This window comes from Massilia horti (assembly GCF_004614195.1).
Lineage (GTDB): Bacteria > Pseudomonadota > Gammaproteobacteria > Burkholderiales > Burkholderiaceae_D > Telluria > Telluria horti.
Genome location: NZ_SPUM01000126.1, coordinates 16,552 through 36,799, shown reverse-complemented (window position 1 = coordinate 36,799; position 20,248 = coordinate 16,552). Strand labels below are relative to the sequence as shown.

The 20,248-nt window shown below is 63.2% G+C and carries 16 protein-coding genes; 5 read left to right on the top strand and 11 right to left on the bottom strand.

What is annotated here, in order from left to right; genetic code table 11:
- Positions 1-265: 265 nt before the first annotated feature.
- Genes E4O92_RS19195 through E4O92_RS19180 form a run of 4 tightly spaced genes read right to left on the bottom strand, consistent with a single transcriptional unit; the run spans position 266 to position 4,655 of the window.
- Positions 266-2,236: an ATP-binding cassette domain-containing protein gene (locus tag E4O92_RS19195; RefSeq protein ID WP_135191262.1), complete on the bottom strand. Its 1,971-nt coding sequence runs from the start codon at positions 2,234-2,236 to the stop codon at positions 266-268.
- Positions 2,237-2,252: 16 nt separating this feature from the next.
- Positions 2,253-3,149 (bottom strand): 50S ribosomal protein L3 N(5)-glutamine methyltransferase, encoded by an 897-nt coding sequence (gene prmB, locus E4O92_RS19190; protein WP_135191261.1) that lies wholly within the window; start codon positions 3,147-3,149, stop codon positions 2,253-2,255.
- 10 nt (positions 3,150-3,159) lie between these two features.
- Complete coding sequence (gene dapE / locus E4O92_RS19185; RefSeq protein ID WP_135191260.1) at positions 3,160-4,299, bottom strand: succinyl-diaminopimelate desuccinylase; 1,140 nt, start codon at positions 4,297-4,299, stop codon at positions 3,160-3,162.
- On the bottom strand, positions 4,296-4,655 hold the full coding sequence (locus tag E4O92_RS19180; RefSeq protein WP_135191259.1) for an ArsC family reductase: 360 nt from the start codon (positions 4,653-4,655) through the stop codon (positions 4,296-4,298). Before E4O92_RS19180 ends, dapE begins: the two co-directional genes overlap by 4 nt.
- Before the next feature lie 594 nt (positions 4,656-5,249).
- On the opposite strand from E4O92_RS19180, the gene E4O92_RS19175 reads away from it, so the two are divergent.
- The gene (locus E4O92_RS19175; protein ID WP_135191258.1) at positions 5,250-5,615 is read left to right on the top strand and encodes a hypothetical protein; all 366 of its coding nucleotides are present in this window, start codon (positions 5,250-5,252) and stop codon (positions 5,613-5,615) included.
- Here the strand turns inward: E4O92_RS19175 and E4O92_RS19170 are convergent.
- The 3 genes from E4O92_RS19170 to dapC form a co-directional block, all read right to left on the bottom strand.
- On the bottom strand, positions 5,586-6,725 hold the full coding sequence (locus E4O92_RS19170; protein WP_135191257.1) for a PilT/PilU family type 4a pilus ATPase: 1,140 nt from the start codon (positions 6,723-6,725) through the stop codon (positions 5,586-5,588). The genes E4O92_RS19175 and E4O92_RS19170 overlap by 30 nt on opposite strands.
- A gap of 161 nt (positions 6,726-6,886) precedes the next feature.
- Complete coding sequence (gene dapD, locus E4O92_RS19165) at positions 6,887-7,723, bottom strand: 2,3,4,5-tetrahydropyridine-2,6-dicarboxylate N-succinyltransferase (RefSeq protein ID WP_135191256.1); 837 nt, start codon at positions 7,721-7,723, stop codon at positions 6,887-6,889.
- 19 nt (positions 7,724-7,742) lie between these two features.
- Entirely contained in the window at positions 7,743-8,975 is a 1,233-nt protein-coding gene (dapC, locus tag E4O92_RS19160; protein ID WP_135191255.1) for a succinyldiaminopimelate transaminase, read from the bottom strand.
- 139 nt (positions 8,976-9,114) lie between these two features.
- Here dapC and E4O92_RS19155 point away from each other — a divergent pair, with 139 nt between their 5' ends.
- Entirely contained in the window at positions 9,115-9,879 is a 765-nt protein-coding gene (locus tag E4O92_RS19155) for a YoaK family protein (RefSeq protein WP_135191269.1), read from the top strand.
- A 27-nt stretch (positions 9,880-9,906) separates the two neighbouring features.
- On the opposite strand, the gene E4O92_RS19150 is transcribed toward E4O92_RS19155, so the two are convergent.
- The 4 genes from E4O92_RS19150 to E4O92_RS19135 form a co-directional block, all read right to left on the bottom strand.
- On the bottom strand, positions 9,907-10,872 hold the full coding sequence (locus tag E4O92_RS19150) for a diguanylate cyclase (protein ID WP_135191254.1): 966 nt from the start codon (positions 10,870-10,872) through the stop codon (positions 9,907-9,909).
- Between the two features lie 197 nt (positions 10,873-11,069).
- Entirely contained in the window at positions 11,070-12,263 is a 1,194-nt protein-coding gene (locus E4O92_RS19145) for an aminotransferase-like domain-containing protein (RefSeq protein ID WP_135191253.1), read from the bottom strand.
- 134 nt (positions 12,264-12,397) lie between these two features.
- Complete coding sequence (locus E4O92_RS19140; protein ID WP_135191252.1) at positions 12,398-12,859, bottom strand: RidA family protein; 462 nt, start codon at positions 12,857-12,859, stop codon at positions 12,398-12,400.
- 84 nt (positions 12,860-12,943) lie between these two features.
- Complete coding sequence (locus E4O92_RS19135) at positions 12,944-13,912, bottom strand: threonine dehydratase (RefSeq protein ID WP_135191251.1); 969 nt, start codon at positions 13,910-13,912, stop codon at positions 12,944-12,946.
- A gap of 82 nt (positions 13,913-13,994) precedes the next feature.
- Here E4O92_RS19135 and E4O92_RS19130 point away from each other — a divergent pair, with 82 nt between their 5' ends.
- From E4O92_RS19130 to htpG, 3 genes are all read left to right on the top strand, one after another.
- Complete coding sequence (locus E4O92_RS19130; RefSeq protein WP_229483523.1) at positions 13,995-15,890, top strand: PHA/PHB synthase family protein; 1,896 nt, start codon at positions 13,995-13,997, stop codon at positions 15,888-15,890.
- Between the two features lie 90 nt (positions 15,891-15,980).
- Positions 15,981-17,945, top strand: coding sequence for an aconitate hydratase (locus tag E4O92_RS19125; protein ID WP_135191250.1), 1,965 nt, complete (start codon positions 15,981-15,983; stop codon positions 17,943-17,945).
- Positions 17,946-18,115: 170 nt separating this feature from the next.
- Entirely contained in the window at positions 18,116-20,035 is a 1,920-nt protein-coding gene (gene htpG, locus E4O92_RS19120; RefSeq protein WP_135191249.1) for a molecular chaperone HtpG, read from the top strand.
- The last annotated feature ends 213 nt before the right edge of the window (positions 20,036-20,248 follow it).

Genomic DNA, 20,248 nt, shown 5'->3' with positions numbered 1-20,248 from the left:
CTCGATACGGCCTGGCGCAACACTTGCGCGATACGCATGAGCATCGCGCTTATCGGCGCTGGTGTCTACCTGCCGCACGGCTTCCTGACCGTCAAAGCAGGGAAGTACCGAGACCATCAGATCGAGATTGTGGCCGCCGTAGGGTGCGCACCTGTGCGCACGCAGTTCGCGAACGGTGCGTTGTGGCCGTGGCGCCGCGAGCCCGCATGCGGTGACCGCGTGCGCACAGGTGCGCACCCTACGGCAGGCGTCGGGCCTGGGCCAATCAGGCCGCCAGCCCCTCCAGCTGCTCCTGCAGCTCAAGCCACTCGGCCTCGAGTTGTTCGAGGTCGCGGCTACAAAACGCCTGATCCGCGACCAGGTTTTTCAGCTCTTCCTTGTTATGCGCCTCGTACAGCGACGGCTCCAACAGGCGCGCGTCGATTTCGGATTTTTTCGCATTCAGCTTGGCCATCTGCTCTTCCAGCCGCTTGATCCGGCTTTCGATCGGCTTTTTCAGCGCGGCCAGGCGCTGGCGTTCCTCCGCTTCGAGGCGCTTCTGTTCCCTGCGGTCGACCGCCGGCGCAGCGGCAGCGGGCGACTGGCCGCCGGTGGCCGCCGGCGTCAGGGGAGCGGCCTTGCCCAGCTTGGTCTGAAACAGCCACTCCTTGTAGTCGTCCAGGTCGCCGTCGAACGGCTGCAGGCGGCCATCGGCCACGATCAGGAACTGGTCGGTGGTGGCGCGCAGCAGGTGCCGGTCGTGCGAGACCAGCACCAGCGTGCCTTCGAACTGCGCCAGCGCCATCGTCAAGGCTTCGCGCGTCTCCAGGTCCAGGTGGTTGGTCGGCTCGTCCAGCAGGAGCAGATTCGGCCGCTGCCACACGATCAGCGCCAGCGCCAGGCGCGCCTTTTCGCCGCCGGAGAACGGCGCGATCGGGCTGGTCACCATATCGCCAGGGAAGTTGAAGCCGCCCAGGAAGTTGCGCAGCTCCTGCTCGCGCGTGTCCGGCGCAAGTTTCATCAGGTGCCACAGCGGCGATTCGTCGTGGCGCAGCATCTCGACCTGGTGCTGGGCGAAGTAGCCGATCACCAGCCCCTTGCCGAAGGTCGCCGTGCCGCTTAATGGCGCGAGCTCTCCGGCCACGGTCTTGATCAGCGTCGACTTGCCGGCGCCGTTGACACCCAACAGGCCAATGCGCTGGCCGCTTTGCAGCGAAAAATTCACGCGCCTGACGACCGGCTTCTCGCCCACCCGATCGCCGTGAGCGTCGAGTACCGGGTAGCCGGCGTCCACGTCCTCCATCACCAGGAGCGGATTGGGCGCCGACAGCGGCTCGCGGAACTCGAACGAGAATTCGGCGGCGGCGCGCAGCGGCGCCAGCTCTTCCATCCTGGCCAGGGCCTTCATCCGGCTCTGGGCCTGGCGTGCCTTGGTGGCCTTGGCCTTGAAGCGGTTGATGAAGGATTCGAGGTGCGCACGTGAGCGCTGCTGCTTTTCGTACGCGGCCTGGGCCAGCACGATCTGCGCCGCGCGCTGGCGTTCGAAGGCCGAGTAGTTGCCGGAGTAGCGCTTAAGCTTGCGCTCGTCGATGTGCACTACAACGTTCACGATCTCGTCCAAAAAGTCGCGGTCGTGCGAGATGATGATCAGGGTTCCGGCATAGCGCTTCAACCAGTCCTCGAGCCAGATGATCGCGTCCAGGTCCAGGTGGTTGGTCGGCTCGTCTAGCAGCAGCAGGTCGGAAGGGCACATCAGCGCCTGCGCCAGATTCAGGCGCATGCGCCAGCCGCCCGAAAAGCTCGCCACCGGCTGCTGCATCTGCTGCAGCGAAAAGCCCAGGCCCAGCAGCAGCTGTTCGGCGCGCGATTGCACCGTGTAGGCTTCGGCGTCGGCCAGCGCGGCGTGGATTTCGCCGATCGCGATGCCGTTCTCAAGCGTATGCGGCGCAGCCTCCAGCCGCGCCAGCTCGGCCTGCAGGCGCCGCAGATTGACGTCGCCGTCGATCGCGTAGTCGAGCGCCGCGCGATCGAGCGCCGGCGTCTCCTGCGCCACATAGGCCATGCGCCACCTGGCGGGAAAGTCGATCTCGCCCTGGTCGGGGTGCAGCTCGCCGCGCAGCATCGCGAACAGGCTCGACTTGCCGGCGCCGTTGGCGCCGATCAGGCCAATCTTGTCGCCCGGGTTCAGGGTCAGGTCGGCGCCTTCCAGCAGCGGCTTGGTGCCGCGCATCAGGCTGACGTTGGAAAATCGGATCATGCGGCTTCTGGCGGTTTTATGCGTTGACTTTCGGGAGCTGGTCGGCGGTCAGCAGGAACACCTGTTCGTCGCCGCCGCTGGTGGTGAGCCAGGTCAGGCCAAGATGGCCGAACGCTGCCTCCGCGTGTTCGCGTTCGTTGCCGATCTCGACCACCAGCACGCCTTCCGGCGTCAGGTAGTCGGCCGCGCCCTCGACGATCTTGCGCACCAGGTCCATGCCATCCACGCCGCCGGCCAGCGCGATCTGCGGCTCGCGCAGGTACTCCGGCGGCAGCTTGGTCATCGATTCGGCGTTCACGTAGGGCGGGTTGGTCACGATCAGGTCGTACTTCTTGAACGGCACGTTCTCGTACAGGTTCGATTCGATCGGGTTGACCCGGCCCTCCAGCTTGTATTCGCGGATGTTGTGCTCGGCCACCGCCAGCGCATCCTTCGAGATGTCGACCGCATCCACCACCGCGTTCGGGAACGCGTCGGCCAGCATGATTGCCAGGCACCCGGAGCCGGTGCACAGCTCCAGCACGTTCTCCACATTGTCCGGGTCAACGACCCACGGCGCGAAGTGCTGCGGGATCAGCTCGGCGATGAACGAACGCGGCACCAGCACGCGCTCGTCCACGTAGAACGAATAATCGCCCAGCCAGGCCTCGTTGGTGATGTACGCGGCCGGCACCCGCTCGGTGGCGCGGCGCTCGATCACGGCCAGCACCTGCAGCACTTCTTCCGGCAGCAGCCGGGCATCGAGGAACGGCTCGAGCTTGTCGAGCGGGAGCTTAAGCGTATGCAGGATCAGGTAGGCTGCCTCGTCGAATGCTTCAAGGCTGCCGTGGCCGAAGAACAGCTTGGCAGAGTTAAAGCGGGTGACGGCATAGCGCAGCAGGTCGCGCGCGGTGGAAAAGGATGTGGTGTTCATGGTGTTGTTCTCATTGGGGCGCCAGGAGGTTTTCCAGCGTGCGGCGGTAGATGTTCTTGAGCGGATCGATGAAGCGCAGTTCGATGTGCTCGTCGATCTTGTGGATGCTGGCGTTCGGCGGCCCGCATTCTATCACCTGGGGGCAGATGCGTGCGATGAAGCGTCCGTCCGAAGTGCCGCCGGTGGTCGACAGTTCGGCATCGATTCCGGTCTCGCCGCGGATCGCCGCGCAGACCGCCGCGGACAAGGTGCCGCGCGGGGTCAGGAACGGCAGGCCGTTAAGCGTCCACTTGAGGTCGTAGTCGAGCTGGTGGCGGTCCAGGATCGCATGTACGCGTGCCTTGAGTGAGTCCGCGCTGCTGGCAGTGGAAAAACGGAAGTTGAAGTCGATCGTCAGCTCGCCCGGAATCACGTTGGTCGCGCCGGTGCCAGCAATGATGTTCGACACCTGCATTGAAGTCGGCAGGTAGTACTCGTTACCCTCGTCCCAGCGCTCGGCGGCGAGTATAGCCAGCGCCGGGGCGGCCAGGTGGATCGGGTTGCGCGCAAGCTGGGGGTAGGCGATATGCCCCTGCACGCCCTTGACCACCAGATGGCCGGAGAGCGAACCGCGGCGGCCGTTCTTGATCATATCGCCCAGAACGTGGGCCGAGGTCGGCTCGCCGATCACGCAAAAGTCGGGCTTTTCGCCGCGTGCTTCAAGCTGTTCGCACACCAGCACCGTGCCGCTGGTGGCCGGGCCTTCCTCGTCGCTCGTGATCAGAAAGGCGATCGATCCCTGGTGCGCCGGGTGGCTGGCCACGAACTCCTCACAGGCCACGACCATCGCCGCCAGCGACGTCTTCATGTCCGATGCGCCGCGCCCGTACAGCTTGCCGTCGCGTTTGGCGGGCGCGAATGGATCGGAGGTCCATTGCTCGCGCGGCCCGGTCGGCACCACGTCGGTGTGGCCAGCGAACACGAACAGCGGCGCCTGTCGGCCACGCCGCGCCCACAAATTGGTCACCCCATTCGACTCGATCGTCTCGCACTCAAAGCCGAGCGGCGCCAGCAGCTCGGCCAGGCGCCGCTGGCAGCCCTTGTCGTCGGGCGTGACCGACGGCAGCGCGATCAGCTCCTCGGCCAGCTCCAGCGTGCGCGAATAGGTCATGCCTGGTTCTCGAAGATGCCGCGGTACTGGGCGTCCGAAAAGCCGACCGCCAGCGCGCCGCCGTTATCTAACACCGGGCGCTTGATCACCGACGGATTTTCCAGCATCAGCTCAAGCGCGCTGGCCTTGTCGACCACCTGCGCGCGCCGCTCGTCGGTGAGATTACGCCAGGTCATGCCCTTGCGGTTGACCAGCACTTCCCAGTCCAGCTGCTCGAGCCAGCCGGCCGCCAGTTCGCGCGCCAGGCCTTGCTTTTTGAAGTCGTGAAAGTCGAAGGCGTGGCCTTGATCGGCCAGCCAGGTCCGGGCTTTTTTCACAGTGTCGCAGTTGGGAATGCCGTAAAGGGTTCGATTCATGAGTAGGTGAGGGGCCGGCGCGCGGCGCCGTGCGCTAGTGAACGGGAAACGCGCGAGGATAGCACAAGGGCATCCTTGCTGGCCGATTGTACCCTTGGCCGGCTGGGCGGGCCGCATGTTGTCATATTGGTGACATGCAAACAAAACCTCTGCAATGGGGTTAGACCTCTGCAATGGGGGTCAGACCCTAATTATCGAGCAATTTGTTGCACAAGAATTAGTGCACAAGAATTAGGGTCTGACCCCACGTTTGGGGTTGAGCATTTTGTTGCAAAAAAAATAGGGTCTGACCCTCTTTTCCGCTTCGAATTCTGACTGCTGCGTGATCTGCGGTGGGGTCAGACCCCAATTATCGGGCAATTTGTTGCACAAGAATTAGGGTCTGACCCTCTTTTCCCGCGGTCACCGCTTGCTTGGACCGCGGCAACGCCAGCGCCAGCACGCTTTGCACCGCGTGCGCACAGGTGACGCACCCTGCGCCTCCGGTGAGCGGTACGCTTCGTTGTCGAGGAGCAACGCGGCCGTCGTGAACCGGACCGGGGCGTTCGCGGTCTTAGGTTGAACACATCCGTTCAATTTCAAATGGAGGCCGTCATGCGCATCGCCGCGTTGGTGCTGTCCAGTTTGGCATTGCTGTCGTCGCTCCCCGGCTGCGACGCCGGGACGGGCTACTACCTGTCGCCAACCGAAATGGCGGAAATCTACGGTTCCTACCGGCTGTCCAATGGCGATGTGTTGTGGATCACCCGCGAGGGCGGACGCTATTGGGCCGAGATGCGCAGCACGGGCATGTTCGAGATCATTCCGATCGGCGCGATCGTGTTCGTCGCCAAAAAGCGCAATATCCGGCTCACCTTCATACCATTCGATTTCACGACCAAGGTGCGCATCGAGGGGCTGGACCTGGGGCCGGTCTACGGGCAGCCCGGCTCAGGTATCGAGGGTGAACTCGGTAAATGACGGACCGGCCGGCTCTTGCTCCGGCTTGGTCTCCTCCTGTGCCTGGGTGCCCGGTCCGTTGTTGAGCAGCCAGAGCAGGTTGGTGGCCGAATCCGCGTTGGCCAGCGCCTCGTCCTGCGCCACCAGGCCATCCTTGACCAGCTTGAGCAGCGCCGCCTCGAACGACTGCGAACCGGGCGACAGGCTCTTGTCCATGGCGTCCTTGATCTGGCCGATCTCGCCTTTTTCGATAAGGTCGGTGATGTAGCGGGTGTTGAGCATGACTTCGACCGCCGCCTGGCGCCGCCCGCCGGCCGCGGACTTGACCAGCCGCTGCGAAACGATCGCCTTGACGCTCGATGCCAGGTCTTGCAGCAGCGCCGCGCGGTTTTCGACCGGATAGAAGCTGATGATGCGGTTGAGCGCGTTGTAGCTGTTGTTCGCATGCAGGGTGGCCAGCACCAGGTGGCCCGATTGGGCATAGGCCAGCGCCGCCGCCATCGCTTCCTTGTCGCGGATTTCGCCGATCAGGATGCAGTCCGGCGCCTGGCGCATCGAGTTTTTCAACGCGGTCTCGAAGCTGGCCGCGTCGGTGCCGATCTCGCGCTGGTTGACGATCGACTTCTTGTTCTTGAACAGGTACTCGATCGGGTCTTCGAGCGTGAGGATGTGGCCGCTGCGCTGTTCGTTGCGGTGGTCCAGCATCGAGGCGATCGTGGTCGACTTGCCCGAGCCGGTCGCGCCGACGATGAGCAGCAGGCCGCGCTTTTCCATGATCAGCTCGGAAAGCACGGGCGGCAGGCCGAGGTCGGCCAGCGGCGGGATGTTTGCCGGCACAAAGCGCAGCACCGCCGAAATGCTGCCGCGCTGGCGGAATGCGGACAGGCGGAAGCGCCCCAGGTTGGGCACCGGGATACCCATGTTCAGTTCGTTCTCGCGCTCGAGTTCCGCGAGTTGCTCGGGTGTGCAGATTTCGGACAGCAGCGACTGGATGTTTTCCGGCTCCAGCTTGTGCTGGTTGATCGGGATGAGGTTCCCGTTGATCTTGATGTGGACGGGCGAATTGACCGCGATGAACATGTCCGACGCGTTTTTTTCCTTCATCAGCTGGAACAGCCGGTCCATTGCCATCTCATCGTCTCCTTCTTCTTAGTGCCGTCGCGCGTAGGGTGCGCACCCGTGCGCACGCGGTACGGTTGTGCAGAGTTTGCGTCCGCGTGCGCACGGAGTGCGCACCCTACGATCCTTCCTCACACGTGGCGCAGCCGCTCATCGCAGCCGCGCCTTGACAATCAGAACCCGCGCAAGAGCTCGTTGATGCCGGTCTTGGCGCGCGTCTTGGCGTCCACCTGCTTGACGATCACCGCGCAGTACAGGCTGTACTTGCCGTCGCTCGAGGGCAGGCTGCCCGACACCACCACCGAACCAGCCGGCACACGGCCGTAGGTCACTTCGCCGGTCTCGCGGTTATAGATCTTGGTCGACTGGCCGATGTACACGCCCATCGAGATCACCGAGTTCTCCTCGACGATCACGCCTTCGACGATCTCCGAACGCGCGCCGATGAAGCAGTTGTCCTCGATGATGGTCGGATTGGCCTGCATCGGCTCCAGCACGCCGCCGATGCCCACGCCGCCCGACAGGTGCACGTTTTTGCCGATCTGCGCGCACGAGCCGACGGTGGCCCAGGTATCGACCATCGTGCCTTCGTCGACGTAGGCGCCGATGTTCACGTAGGACGGCATCAGCACCACATTCTTGCCGATGAAGCTGCCGCGGCGTGCCACCGCCGGCGGCACCACACGAAAGCCCCCGCGCGCGAAGTCTTCTGCGGTGTAGTTGGCGAACTTGGTCGGCACCTTGTCGTAGAACTGGGGGCTGCCGCCGAGGCCGCCGCCAGCCATTACTTGATTGTTCTCCAGGCGGAACGACATCAGCACTGCCTTCTTGATCCATTGATTGACTACCCAGCTGCCGCTGTCTTTCTGCGCCACGCGCAGGCTGCCGTCGTCAAGGCCGGCAAGGACGTGGGCGACCGCGTCGCGCACTTCGGCGCTGGCGCTGGTCGGGCTGATGTCGGCGCGCTGTTCCCACGCGGTGTCGATGATGGTTTGGAGTTGTTGAGTCATGATGGTCTTGGGTTGAAAATCAGTGTGCGCGGGCGCGGGCGGCGATGGTTTTGCAGAACTGGACGATGCGGTTGGCCGCCTCCAGGCCTTCGTCGACTTCAGCCACCAGCGCCATGCGGATGCGGTTGTGGCCCGGATTGGCCCCGTGCGCTTCGCGCGCCAGGTAGCTGCCGGGCAGGACCGTCACGTTACAGGCCGCGTACAGGCTGCGCGCGAACTCGGTGTCCGACAGGCCGGTGCGGCGCACGTCGGCCCACAGGTAAAAGCCGGCGTCCGGCAGTTCGACGTCCATCACCTGCTTGAGCAGCGGCGTGATGAGCTTGAACTTTTCTTTGTACAGCGCGCGGTTTTCCTGCACGTGGTGTTCGTCGTTCCAGGCTGCGATCGACGCCGCCTGCACGGGCGGCGACATCGCGCCGCCGCAGTAGGTACGGTACAGCAGGAATTTCTTCATCACTTCCGGGTCGCCGGCGACAAAACCGGAGCGCATGCCAGGTACGTTCGAACGCTTGGACAGGCTCGAAAACACGACCAGGTTGCGGTACGGGTGTGCTCCGCCGCTGCGCCCCGCCTGGTGCGCCGCTTCGAGCGCGCCCAGCGGCGGCGCCGAGCCGTGGTAGATCTCGGAATAGCACTCATCCGAGGCGATCACGAAACCGTAGCGGTCCGACAGCTCGAATAGAAACCGCCAGTCGTCCATCGACAGGATCGCGCCGGTCGGGTTGCCGGGTGAGCAGACGTACAGCAGCTGCACGCGCGACCATACCTCGGGCGGCACGCCCGCGTAATCGCAGGCGAAATTGCGCGACGGGTCGGAGTTGACGAAGTAGGGTTCGGCGCCGGCCAGGTAGGCCGCGCCTTCGTAGATCTGGTAGAACGGGTTCGGGCACACCACCAGCGGCGCACCTTTGGACGGGTCGATCACGCACTGGGCAAAGCCGAACAGCGCCTCGCGCGAGCCGTTCACCGGTAGCACCATGGCCGCCGGGTCCAGGGGCGGGACGGCGTAGCGGCGCTCGATCCAGCCGGCGATCGCGGCGCGCAGCGGTTCGCTGCCGTGCGTGCTCGGATAGTGCGCCAGCCCCGTTACGCTGTGCGTCAGCGCCTTTTCGATGAAGGCGGGAGTCGCATGTTTCGGCTCGCCGATGCCCAGGCTGATGTGGGCATAGTCGGGATTGGGCACGACGCCGGAGAACAATTGACGCAGCTTTTCGAACGGGTAGGGATGCAGTTTCTCGAGGTTTGGATTCACGACGGTACCGGTTAGCGCATGGCGAATAGTGCCAGTATTATAGCTCCTCCATCCGATGCCGCAGGCTCGGGCGCAGCCGGATCAGTGGATTTGCAGTAAGATGGCAGCAGCAGCAGTCCACCCATCCGGAGCGCCAGTCGTGCCGATCAACTATGCGCGAAGCCTGACCGGGCATCGCAGAACATCCATCGCCAACCGCCACCTTGGCCTTGCCCTCGCTTTCGTGGCCGGGGCCACCAACGCCGGCGGCTTTCTCGCGGTCCAGCAGTACACCTCGCACATGACCGGCATCGTGTCGGCGATGGCGGACAACCTGGCCCTGGGTGGCTACGCCACGGTGCTGGAAGGCGCCGGCGCGATCCTGTCGTTCGTGGCCGGTGCCGCCTGCACTGCGCTGATGATCAATTACATGCGCCGCCAGCGGCTGTACAGCGAATATGCGCTGCCGCTGCTGTTCGAGGCGGTCCTGTTGCTCGGCTTCGGCGTGCTGGGCGCGCGCCTGGCCAGGATCGAGGGGCTGTTCGTTCCGCTCACCGTCATGCTCCTGTGCTTCATCATGGGCCTGCAGAACGCGGTTATCACCAAACTGTCGCACGCCGAGATCCGCACCACGCACATGACAGGCATCGTTACCGACATCGGCATTGAGCTGGGCAAGCTGCTGTACTGGAACGCCGATCCGGGCCAGCCCAGGGTCGCTGCCAACCATGACCGGCTGCGCCTGCTGTCCGCTCTGCTGTTGTCGTTTTTTGCCGGCGGGGTCGTGGGCGCGATCGGGTTCAAGCAGGTTGGCTACCTGTCCACGCTGCCATTGGCCGCGCTGCTGTGCGCATTGGCGATCGTGCCTGCGCTGGACGACCTGGCACGGCTGCGCCATCGGGGCAAGCGCCAGGGCGGCAACTAGAAGGCTCGAAGTGCCGCCCGGGCGGGACTAGTAAAGCCGCATGACCGAGTCGGCGCGCGCCGTTTCGCGGGGCGCGCTGGCGTGCACGCGATTGCGGCCGGCCGCCTTGGCCTCATACATGGCGCGGTCGGCCGCCAGGAACAGGGTCTCGACTGCGTCCAGTTGCGACGGGACGATGCTCGCCACGCCGATGCTGACCGTGATCACGGCCGAGCCGGATACGCCCGGGTTGGGCAAATGCAGTCCTTCGACGTGCTCGCGGATCGCCTCGGCGATGCGCATGGCATTGTCCAGCTCCGTTTCGGCGAACAGCAGCACGAATTCCTCGCCGCCGTAGCGCGCCGACAGGTCGGTCGGGCGCAGTGCGTGCGACTGCAGCGCCGCCGCCACCTGCTGCAGGGCGGCGTCGCCGGCGGCATGGCCGAGCGCGTCGTTGTACAGCTTGAAGTGGTCGACGTCGAGCACGATCAGCGACAGCGGGGCGCCGTTGCGGGCCGCGCGCTGCCACTCCTTGGCCAGCACGCTGTCGAAGTGGCGGCGGTTGGCGATCCTGGTGAGCGGATCGACCAGCGCCGCCTGGCCGGCGTGCGCCGCCTGCAGCCGCGCGCGCACCCGCACGCACACCTCGGCCATGTGCAGCGGCTTGGGCATGTAGTCGACCGCGCCCAGGTCGAACCCGGCCACGATGTCGTCCTCCTCGTCGCGCACGCTCATGAAAATGATGGGGATTGCCGCGGTATTGGGATCGGCCTTCAGGCGCCGGCATGCCTCCATGCCGTCCATGCCGGGCATCACGATGTCGAGCAGGATCAGATCGGGGCGCACCCGTTGGGCGAGCTCGAGCGCCCGCTCGGCGGAGGTGGCAACAAAGGTCTGGTAACCCTGTTGCTGCAGCAGCGCGTGCAATGCGCCGAGGTTGATTGGCGCATCGTCGACGATCAGGATGGCGGCCTGGCGCGCCGGGGCGGCTGGCGCGGAACTGGGGTGGCTCATGCTCGGCCTTGTGGGGGCGGTCGTGTTTGGCATCCAAAATGATACCGCGACGAAATCTCTCGCGGTAACTTTTGTTGCTTTTAGTCCAAGGAAAGCTGTTGTACGCCTGCAACCGGATGGTTTTCCGGGAATGTCGACCGCCAGTCAATGGGCGAGGGATGCGTGCGGGCGCCTGAGCGGCGCCCGCAGGGGGTGGTTTACAGCGCGTCCTTGATCAGCTTGCCAAGGATCGCAATGCCTTCGCGGATGCGCTCAGGCGGCACCGTCACGAACGACAGGCGCAGCGTGTTGGTCTCCGGCTCGTTGGCGTAGAACGGGGCGCCGGGCACGAAGGCCACGCGCGCGGCCAGCGCCTGGTCGAGCAGCTGCATGGCGTTGATGTGCTTGGGCAGGGTCACCCAGATGAACATGCCGCCTTCCGGGCGGGTCCAGCTGGTGCCGGCCGGGAAGTGCTCGGCCATGGCGTCGAGCATCACCTGGCACTGGTTGCTGTACAGGGTGCGGATGGTCGGGATGTGGCGCTCCAGGAAGCCGTCCTTGACCACCTCGTGCACCACCATCTGCGTCAGCTGCGCGGTGTGCAGGTCGGCGGCCTGCTTGGCCAGCTCCAGGCGGCGCACCAGCGGCAGCGGCGCGCACACGTAGCCCAGGCGGATGCCCGGCGTGAGCACTTTCGAGAACGAGCCCATGTAGATCACGCCGTCCGGGTTCATTGCCACCAGCTTGGGCATCGGCTCGCCCTTGTACGACAGGGCGCCGTAGGGATCGTCCTCGATCAGCGGCAGGCCCAGGCGGGCACAGGTCTCGACCAGTTCAATGCGGCGCTCGACCGGCAGGGTGCGGCCGGTCGGGTTCTGGAAATTGGGCAGCGCATACAGCAGGCGCGCGCCCTGGGCCAGCGCCGGGATCGAAGAGGGCACCAGCCCGTGTTCGTCGGTGGCGACCGACTGGAATTCGGGACGGTACACCGAGAACGCCTGCAGCGCGCCCAGGTAGCTTGGGGTTTCGACCAGCACGCGGCTGCCTTCGTCGATCAGCACCTTGCCCAGCAGGTCGAGCGCTTGCTGCGAACCGGACACCATCAAGATTTGTTCCGGAACGATTTTGGAGCCGTTGGTGGACAGGTAATTGGCAATCCATTCCCGCAGCGGCGCATAGCCGTCGGTCGGGCCGTACTGCAGCGCCACCTTGCCGTTGTCGGTCAGGACCTTGTCGAACGCCTCTTTCATGCGTTCCACAGGGAAGGTGGCGGGCGAGGGCAGGCCGCCGGCAAACGAAATGATTTCAGGACGCTGGGTAATTTTCAGGATTTCGCGGATCGCCGAGCTTTGCAGCTGCTGGGCGCGCTCTGAAAATTGCCACTGGATCGGGTTTGGATTTTCAATTTTCATACTAATCTCACAGGAAGGGACCGCTGGGGTGCTGGGCCATTATAAGCCACACTGGGTAAGTGGACTTTGCGAAGGGCAAGGCCGGGTAGGCCCGCCCCATTGGGTACAACGTACTGCTGTAATGCGTACTGCGATCAGGCGACTTCGACAATCATTTCGATCTCGACACAGGCGCCGCGCGGCAGGGCCGGCACACCGAACGCCGAACGGGCGTGCTTGCCGGCATCGCCGAACACCTCGCCCAGCAGTTCCGAGCAGCCGTTGGTGACCAGGTGCTGCTCGTTGAACTCGGGCGTCGAGGCGACCAGGCTCATCACCTTGACGATGCGCTTGACGCGGTTCAGGTCGCCGCCGCAGGCTTCCTGCAGCGTGCCGATCAGGTCGATCGCGACCGAGCGCGCCGCTTCCTGGCCTTGCGCCGTGGTCTTGTCCTTGCCCAGGGTGCCGGTGTTCGGATTGCCGTCCGGATTCTTGGCAATGTGTCCCGAAAGGAAGACCAGGTTGCCGGTCTGCACGTACATGACATAGGCGGCGGCCGGGGTCGCCGGCGCGGCCAGGGTGATGTTCAGTTCTTTGAGTTTGTCGTAGACGGACATGGGATTTCCAGGTTGCGGTGAAAAACAGCTATTGTACGACTTGCCAGACTGCGCTGGGATATTGCACACGCAGTTCAGGCATGATCAACCGGCTTGCAAAACCTGCCGGAATAGTGCCGCGTCCACGTTCCCGCCGGTCAGCGGCAGACCGAGGCGTCGGGCCTGCAGCCGTCTGGCCGCGCGCAGTTGCAGCGCGCCGGCCAGTGCGGCGGCGCCGGCGCCCTCGGCCAGGTTGTGGGTACTGGTGTAATACAGCCGCATGGCGGCCGCCACCTCGTCATCACTGACGGCGAGCACCTCGTCCACGTGCTCGAACACGGCGGCCAGCGAATCCGGGTCGGGCACGCGGCAGGCCAGGCCGTCGGCCAGCAGCGTCGATACCGGCGCGTCGATGCTGCGCCTGGCGTCGAACGACAGGCGGTAGGCCGGCGCGTGCTGTGACACCACGCCGATGATGCGGGTGCGCAGCCCAAGCGCCTGCCTGGCCGCGATGGCGCCGCAAATGCCCGAGCCTTGCCCGATCGGCACCAGCACCAGGTCCAGTTCGGGCTGGGCGCGGAACAGTTCCAGCCAGTAACTGGCGACACCGGCCACGAGGTCGTCATGAAACGATGGCACCATGTGCAGGCCCTCGCGCTGTGCCAACGCCTGCGCATGCTCCCGGCTTTCCTGGAAGTCCTGGCCGTGTTCGATCAGCCGCGCCCCGAGCGCGCGCATCGCCGCGTTCTTTTCCTGGCTATTGCCGTGCGGGACGACAATCGTGGCCGACAGGCCGTGCCGCCGGGCGCCAAAGGCCAGCGACTGGCCGTGGTTGCCGCGCGTGGCCGCGATCACGCCACGGGTATCGGGTTGGCGCTGCACCAGCCGGTCCAGGTAGACCAGGCCGCCGCGTACCTTGAAGGCGCCGGTTGGCGTGTGGTTTTCGTGCTTGACCCAGGTTTCGACGCCGAGTGCGTCGTTCAGTAGTGGCCACGTATATTGCGGCGTGGGCGGGACGGCGGCGTAGACCAGCTGCGCGGCGGCATCGAGTTCGGCAAGGGTGGGAAGCTGCATAGGTTTCCTGTTGGTTGATCAGTGATTTATCTGGATCCTTCGGTCTCATATCCTACCGTGGTCGGCCGATACGGTGCCAGCAATGACCAGCATGGCCTTCGCGATCCGGCTTCCGATCCGTATCCCGGCCTTGCATCGATCGTGCTATCGTTTATATCTCAGTTGGCTTGCCGCCAATGTGACTGCCGAGAAACTCGTCATGTTGCAAAATCTGATTGCTGCTTTCGATTCGCACCCAGCACATCCCGCCGATCGCCTGCGCCACGCGTTGCTGGCCTGGACGATTCAACCGCTTTCCCCAGGGTCGCTGGCGTTGGCCTTCACCGATTGGTATGTGCATTTCGCGATGTATGCGGCAAAACATGGCGACCTGGTGCTCAAGACGGCCGACTCGTGCCTGCGCCTGGCCCATTGGACTGCCCGTGAACTGCTGGGGGAACACCCTGATCCTTGTGTCGAGCCGTTGCCGTTCGATCATCGATTTCTCGACGACAAATGGCACCAATGGCCATTCAACTTTCTGTACCAGGCGTTTCTGTTGCAGGAGCAGGGGTGGCAATGGGCCACGCATGGCATACGCGGCATGCATCCGCATCACGAGAGCCTGGTGAGTTTCTTGATCCGGCAAACGCTGGACGTGATGTCGCCATCCAACTTTCTGCTGACGAACCCAGAAGTCATCAGTGCGACCATCGAGGAACACGGACGCAACCTGCAGCGCGGCATTCACGCATTTACGGAAGATGTCAGCCGTTTCCTGCGCGGAGAGTCGCCGCGCGGCACCGAAGCCTATACCGTCGGCAAGGAACTGGCCATCACGCCGGGCAAGGTGGTGTACCGCAATCACCTGATGGAATTGATCCAATATGAGTCCAGTACCAGCCAGGTCAGGCCGCAGCCGGTCCTGATCGTGCCAGCGTGGATCATGAAGTACTACATCCTCGACTTGCAGCCGGACGATTCACTGGTCAAGTATCTGGTCGATCGGGGCTACACGGTGTTCATGGTTTCCTGGAAAAATCCGGGGCCGGAAGAGCGCGATGTCCATTTCGACGACTATCGCCGCCACGGCGTGATGGCGGCATTGGATGCAGTCGGAACGATTATTCCCGGTCAAAAGGTCCACGGCGTCGGCTACTGCCTTGGCGGCACCTTGCTCACTGTGGCCGCAGCACAGATGGCGCGGGTGGATGATGCGCGGCTCCAAAGCATGACTTTGTTTGCATCGCTGACGGATTTTTCGGAACCGGGCGAACTGGGTTTGTTCATCGATCCCAGCCAGGTCGCCTACCTGGAAGACGTCATGTGGGAACAGGGCTATTTCAGTGGTGTGCGCATGCGAGAAGTGTTCTTCTTCCTGCATTCGATCGACTTGATCTGGTCGCGCTATGTGCGGGAATACCTGCTGGGCGAACCGCGCAAGATGTTCGACCTGATGGCCTGGAATGCCGATGCGACCAATATGCCGTATCGCATGCACAGCGAGTACCTGCGGCATTTTTACCTCAACAACGACCTGACCCAGGGCCGTTTCGAGATCGATGGCGAACCGGTGATGCTACTGGATATTCGCATTCCCATTTTCGCCGTCGGCACGGTGCGCGATCACATCGCGCCGTGGAAATCGGTCTACAAGATCAACCGGGTGACCCGGACCGAGGTGACGTTCGCGCTGACGACCGGCGGTCATAACGTGGGTGTGGTCAACCCGCCTGGCCAGGATCGCTACGCCTATCAAATCCATACCCGGCAACCAAGCGAGAAATATCTGCAGGCAGATGACTTTCACGCGCGCACCGAATTGCGCGACGGTTCCTGGTGGCCCGCGTGGGAGTCGTGGCTTGCGGCGCGATCGGGCGACTTGGCCTGCCCGCCTCCGCGCATGGGAGCGCCGGATGAAGGTTACCCGGTGCTCATGGCTGCGCCCGGCATGTATGTGATGGAGACTGCGCGCCTTTCAATTGAAAGGGAAACCTGATTCGAGAAAAAGCATGCGCAAAAGGGCCATCCACTTGATCTGCTTTGGCTTTAATTCCTTCAATCGTATTTTTGCGATGAGAGTAAAACCATGAGTATGAATGTGGCTCAGAAACTGATCCAGTCACATCTGGTTCAGGGCAGCATGGTGCCGGGCAAAGAGATCGGCATTCGTATCGATCAGACGCTCACCCAGGATGCCACCGGAACGCTGGTGATGCTGGAGTTGGAAGCGATGGGTCTGGATCGGGTGCACACGGAATTGAGCGTCCAGTACATCGATCACAGCCTGATCCAGGAGGACTACAAGAATCCCGACGATCACCTTTTTCTGCGCAGCGCCTGCCGGCGATTCGGCTTGTGGTATTCGCGCCCCGGTAACGGCGTGAGCCATCCTTGCCATCAGGAGAATTTTGGCAAGCCGGGCAAGACCTTGCTCGGCTCCGACAGCCACACGCCGTCCGCTGGCTCGATCGGCATGCTCGCCATTGGGACCGGCGGCATCGATGTGGCGATGGCGATGGCGGGCCAACCGTTCTTTACAAAAATGCCGCAGATTTGGGGAGTGAAGCTCACCGGCCACCTGCCGGAATGGGTGAGCGCCAAGGATGTCATTCTCGAGATGTTGCGTCGCCACGGTGTACAGGGAGGGCTGGGGCGGATCATCGAATACTACGGACCGGGGCTCGATTCGCTTTCCGCCATGGACCGGCATGTGATTGCCAACATGGGCGCCGAATTAGGGGCCACGACCACCGTTTTCCCTTCCGACCAGGAGGTACGGCGCTTTTTGCGCGCATGGCAGCGTGAGCAGGATTGGACGGAATTGCTTGCCGATCCTGGCGCGACCTATGACGTGAACGAGGAAATCGATTTGTCCAGTCTCGAACCGCTCATCGCCATGCCTTCCAGCCCCGGCAACGTTAAGCCGGTGCGCGAAGTCGCGGGGCAGCAGATTTACCAGGCTTACATTGGCTCGTCGGCCAATCCGGGGTATCGCGATTTCGCCATGCCGGCGATGATGGTGCGCGGACGGCGCATTCCAGAGCGGGTGTCGTTCGATATCAACCCCACGTCGCGAGCATTACTGGAAACGCTGATGCGCGACGGGCACATCGAAAGCCTGGTGCACGCAGGCGCGCGCCTGCACCAGGCCGGATGTAATGGCTGCATCGGCATGGGGCAGGCACCGGCGACGCATGAATTGTCCTTGCGTACGGTACCGCGTAATTTCCCCGGTAGATCCGGCACGCGTGAAGACAAGGTGTGCCTGGTCAGCCCCGAAACCGCGGCCGCATCCGCGCTCACCGGAAAAATCACCGATCCACGCACGCTTGGCATCAGCTACCCGCACATCAAGGAACCGAATGACCCAATTATCAACCGCGAGATGTTCGTCGCTCCGCTGCCGCCGGAAGAAGCGCGGAAGGTTGAACTGGTCAAGGGGCCAAACATTGTGTCGCTGCCGGTCGTCGAGCCGCTGCCCGATGTGTTGGAATTGCCCGTGCTGCTCAAGGTTGGCGACAATATTTCCACCGACGAGATCATGCCAGCAGGTTTGCGGGCGCTGCCATATCGCAGCAATATCCCGAGAATCGCCAATTTCTGTTTCGACGTGATCGATTCAACTTATGCCCAGCGCGCGCTCAAACAGGCCAGGGGGCATTTCGTCGTGGGCGGCGCCAATTACGGACAAGGATCGAGCCGCGAACACGCGGCGCTCGGCCCGGAATACCTGGGCTTGCGCGCCGTGCTGGCGAAAGGTTTTGCGCGGATTCATGCGCAGAACCTGATCAATTTTGGCGTCATGCCATTGTACTTTCTGGAGCCAAGCGAGTACGACGCGATCGAACAGGGCGATGTGTTGCGGCTGAGCGGATTGCGGCATGCCCTCGAGCACGGGCACGAACTGACTGTCGAAAACCTCACGCGCAAGCAACAATTCCGGATGCGGCACGTGATGTCGCCCCGCCAAGTGCAACTGATCTTGGAGGGCGGGCTGATCAACTGGATAAAAGATAACCTCACGCATCCCTCGTCGCACGCCCCGGCGTGATCCGCGCGTTGCCTCGTAAAAACCCTCTTTGGGCCCAGCGGCCGCCTGTTTCGGCCGCCGGGTGGCCCTTATTGCTGTAAAAATAATTTATTGTATAAAAACCCTCTTGAAAAGGTTCTTGCCAACCCTATATTGCAGCAATCCGCTTAACCCAGACCATGAGGACCAGTATGGCTGTTGTCGAAAAAGAAACCCTTGGCTTCCAGGCAGAAGTTAAACAACTCCTTCACCTGATGATCCACTCCTTGTATTCGAACAAGGAGATTTTCCTACGTGAACTGATTTCGAACGCGTCCGACGCCGCCGACAAGCTGCGTTTCGAAGCCATCAACAACGACGCCCTGTACGGCGACGACAACGAACTGCGCATCAAGGTCCTGTTCGACAAGGATGCGAAAACCATCACCATTTCGGACAACGGCATCGGCATGAGCCGCGATGAGGTGATCTCGCACCTGGGTACGATTGCCAAGTCGGGCACCAAGGAATTCTTCTCGAAGCTGTCGGGTGACCAGCAGGCCGACGCGGCCCTGATCGGCCAGTTTGGCGTCGGCTTCTACTCGGCCTTCATTGTGGCCGACAAGGTGATCGTCAACACCCGCCGCGCCGGCGCATTCGCATCCGAAGGCGTGCGCTGGGAGTCGGGCGGCGAAGGCGAATACAGCGTCGAATCGATCGAAAAGCCCGGCCGCGGGACCGACGTGATCCTGCACCTGCGCGCCGGCGAGGAAGAACTGCTGTCGTCGTGGAAGCTCAAGTCCATCATCCGCAAGTACTCCGACCACATCTCGATCCCGATCCTGATGCAAAAGGAGGAGTGGGACGAGGAGAAGAAGGAGACGGTGCTCAAGGACGAGTGGGAGACCGTCAACCAGGCGAGCGCGCTGTGGGCGCGCAGCAAGAACGACATCACCAAGGAGCAGTACGAGGAGTTCTACAAGCACGTCTCGCACGACTTCCAGCCGCCGCTGACCTACACGCACAATCGCGTCGAGGGCCGCAGCGAATACACCCAACTGCTGTACGTGCCGACCCACGCGCCGTTCGACCTGTGGGACCGCAACAAGCGCGGCGGCATCAAGCTGTACGTGCGCCGCGTGTTCATCATGGACGACGCCGAGCAGCTGATGCCGACCTACCTGCGCTTCATCAAGGGCGTGATCGACTCGAACGACCTGCCGCTGAACGTCTCGCGCGAGATCCTGCAGGAGTCGCGCGACGTGCGCCTGATCCGCGAAGGCTCGACCAAGCGCGTGCTGGGCATGCTGGAAGAGCTGGCCAATTCGGAAGAGCAGGAAAACAAGGACAAGTACACCACCTTCTGGCGCGAGTTCGGCCAGGTGCTCAAGGAAGGCATCGGCGAGGACGCGACCAACAAGGACCGCATCGCCAAGCTGCTGCGCTTCGCGTCGAGCAAGAACGATTCGGCTGACCAGAACGTCTCGTTCGCGGACTACGTCGGCCGGATGAAGGAAGGCCAGACCAAGATCTTCTACGTCACCGCCGAAAGCTACAACGCGGCCAGGAACAGCCCGCACCTGGAAATCTTCCAGAAGAAGGGCGTCGAAGTGCTGCTGCTGACCGACCGCGTCGACGAATGGATGCTGTCGTTCCTGAACGAGTTCGACGGCAAGGAACTGGTGTCGGTGGCCAAGGGCGACCTGGACCTGGGCGCGCTGGAGGACGAGGCCGAGAAGAAGGAGCACGCCGAGACCGAAAGCTCGTACAAGGAGCTGGTCGAGAAGATGAAGGGCGCGCTGCTTGATAAGGCCAAGGACGTGCGCGTGACCTTCCGCCTGACCGAGTCGCCGGCCTGCCTGGTGGCGGACGAACACGAGCTGTCGGCCAACCTGGTGCGCATGCTCAAGGCCGCGGGCCAGAACGCGCCGGAAAGCAAGCCCATCCTGGAGATCAACCCGAACCACCCGCTGGTGCAGCGCCTCAAGTACGAGGATCCGGCGAGCCCGCGTTTCGGGGACTGGTCGCACATTTTGTTCGACCAGGCGATGCTGGCCGAAGGCGGCAACCTGTCCGACCCGGCAGGCTTTGTGAAGCGCCTGAACGAAATGCTGCTGGCGACGGTTAAGTAAAAAAAGGTCCTGCCCGACGCGCACGCACCCTACGCCTCCGTAGGGTGCGCACCCGTGCGCACGCTGTACGGTTGCACAGAGTTTGCTTCCAAAGTCGTTTGCGAACGCTGCGTAACATAAGCAGCCGCAGGTCAGCATGCGATGACCGCGTGCGCACAGGTCCTCGCCGGCCGCGCGCCCCCTACGCATCCGGGCAAGCCGTACGATCAGACT

Coding starts and splice junctions, on each gene's coding strand:
- E4O92_RS19195 (WP_135191262.1), bottom strand. CDS start 2,236: ATGATCCGATTTTCCAACGTCAGCCTGATGCGCGGCACCAAGCCGCTG.
- prmB (WP_135191261.1), bottom strand. CDS start 3,149: ATGAACACCACATCCTTTTCCACCGCGCGCGACCTGCTGCGCTATGCC.
- dapE (WP_135191260.1), bottom strand. CDS start 4,299: ATGACCTATTCGCGCACGCTGGAGCTGGCCGAGGAGCTGATCGCGCTG.
- E4O92_RS19180 (WP_135191259.1), bottom strand. CDS start 4,655: ATGAATCGAACCCTTTACGGCATTCCCAACTGCGACACTGTGAAAAAA.
- E4O92_RS19175 (WP_135191258.1), top strand. CDS start 5,250: ATGCGCATCGCCGCGTTGGTGCTGTCCAGTTTGGCATTGCTGTCGTCG.
- E4O92_RS19170 (WP_135191257.1), bottom strand. CDS start 6,725: ATGGCAATGGACCGGCTGTTCCAGCTGATGAAGGAAAAAAACGCGTCG.
- dapD (WP_135191256.1), bottom strand. CDS start 7,723: ATGACTCAACAACTCCAAACCATCATCGACACCGCGTGGGAACAGCGC.
- E4O92_RS19150 (WP_135191254.1), bottom strand. CDS start 10,872: ATGAGCCACCCCAGTTCCGCGCCAGCCGCCCCGGCGCGCCAGGCCGCC.
- E4O92_RS19145 (WP_135191253.1), bottom strand. CDS start 12,263: ATGAAAATTGAAAATCCAAACCCGATCCAGTGGCAATTTTCAGAGCGC.
- E4O92_RS19140 (WP_135191252.1), bottom strand. CDS start 12,859: ATGTCCGTCTACGACAAACTCAAAGAACTGAACATCACCCTGGCCGCG.
- E4O92_RS19135 (WP_135191251.1), bottom strand. CDS start 13,912: ATGCAGCTTCCCACCCTTGCCGAACTCGATGCCGCCGCGCAGCTGGTC.
- E4O92_RS19130 (WP_229483523.1), top strand. CDS start 13,995: ATGACCAGCATGGCCTTCGCGATCCGGCTTCCGATCCGTATCCCGGCC.
- E4O92_RS19125 (WP_135191250.1), top strand. CDS start 15,981: ATGAGTATGAATGTGGCTCAGAAACTGATCCAGTCACATCTGGTTCAG.
- htpG (WP_135191249.1), top strand. CDS start 18,116: ATGGCTGTTGTCGAAAAAGAAACCCTTGGCTTCCAGGCAGAAGTTAAA.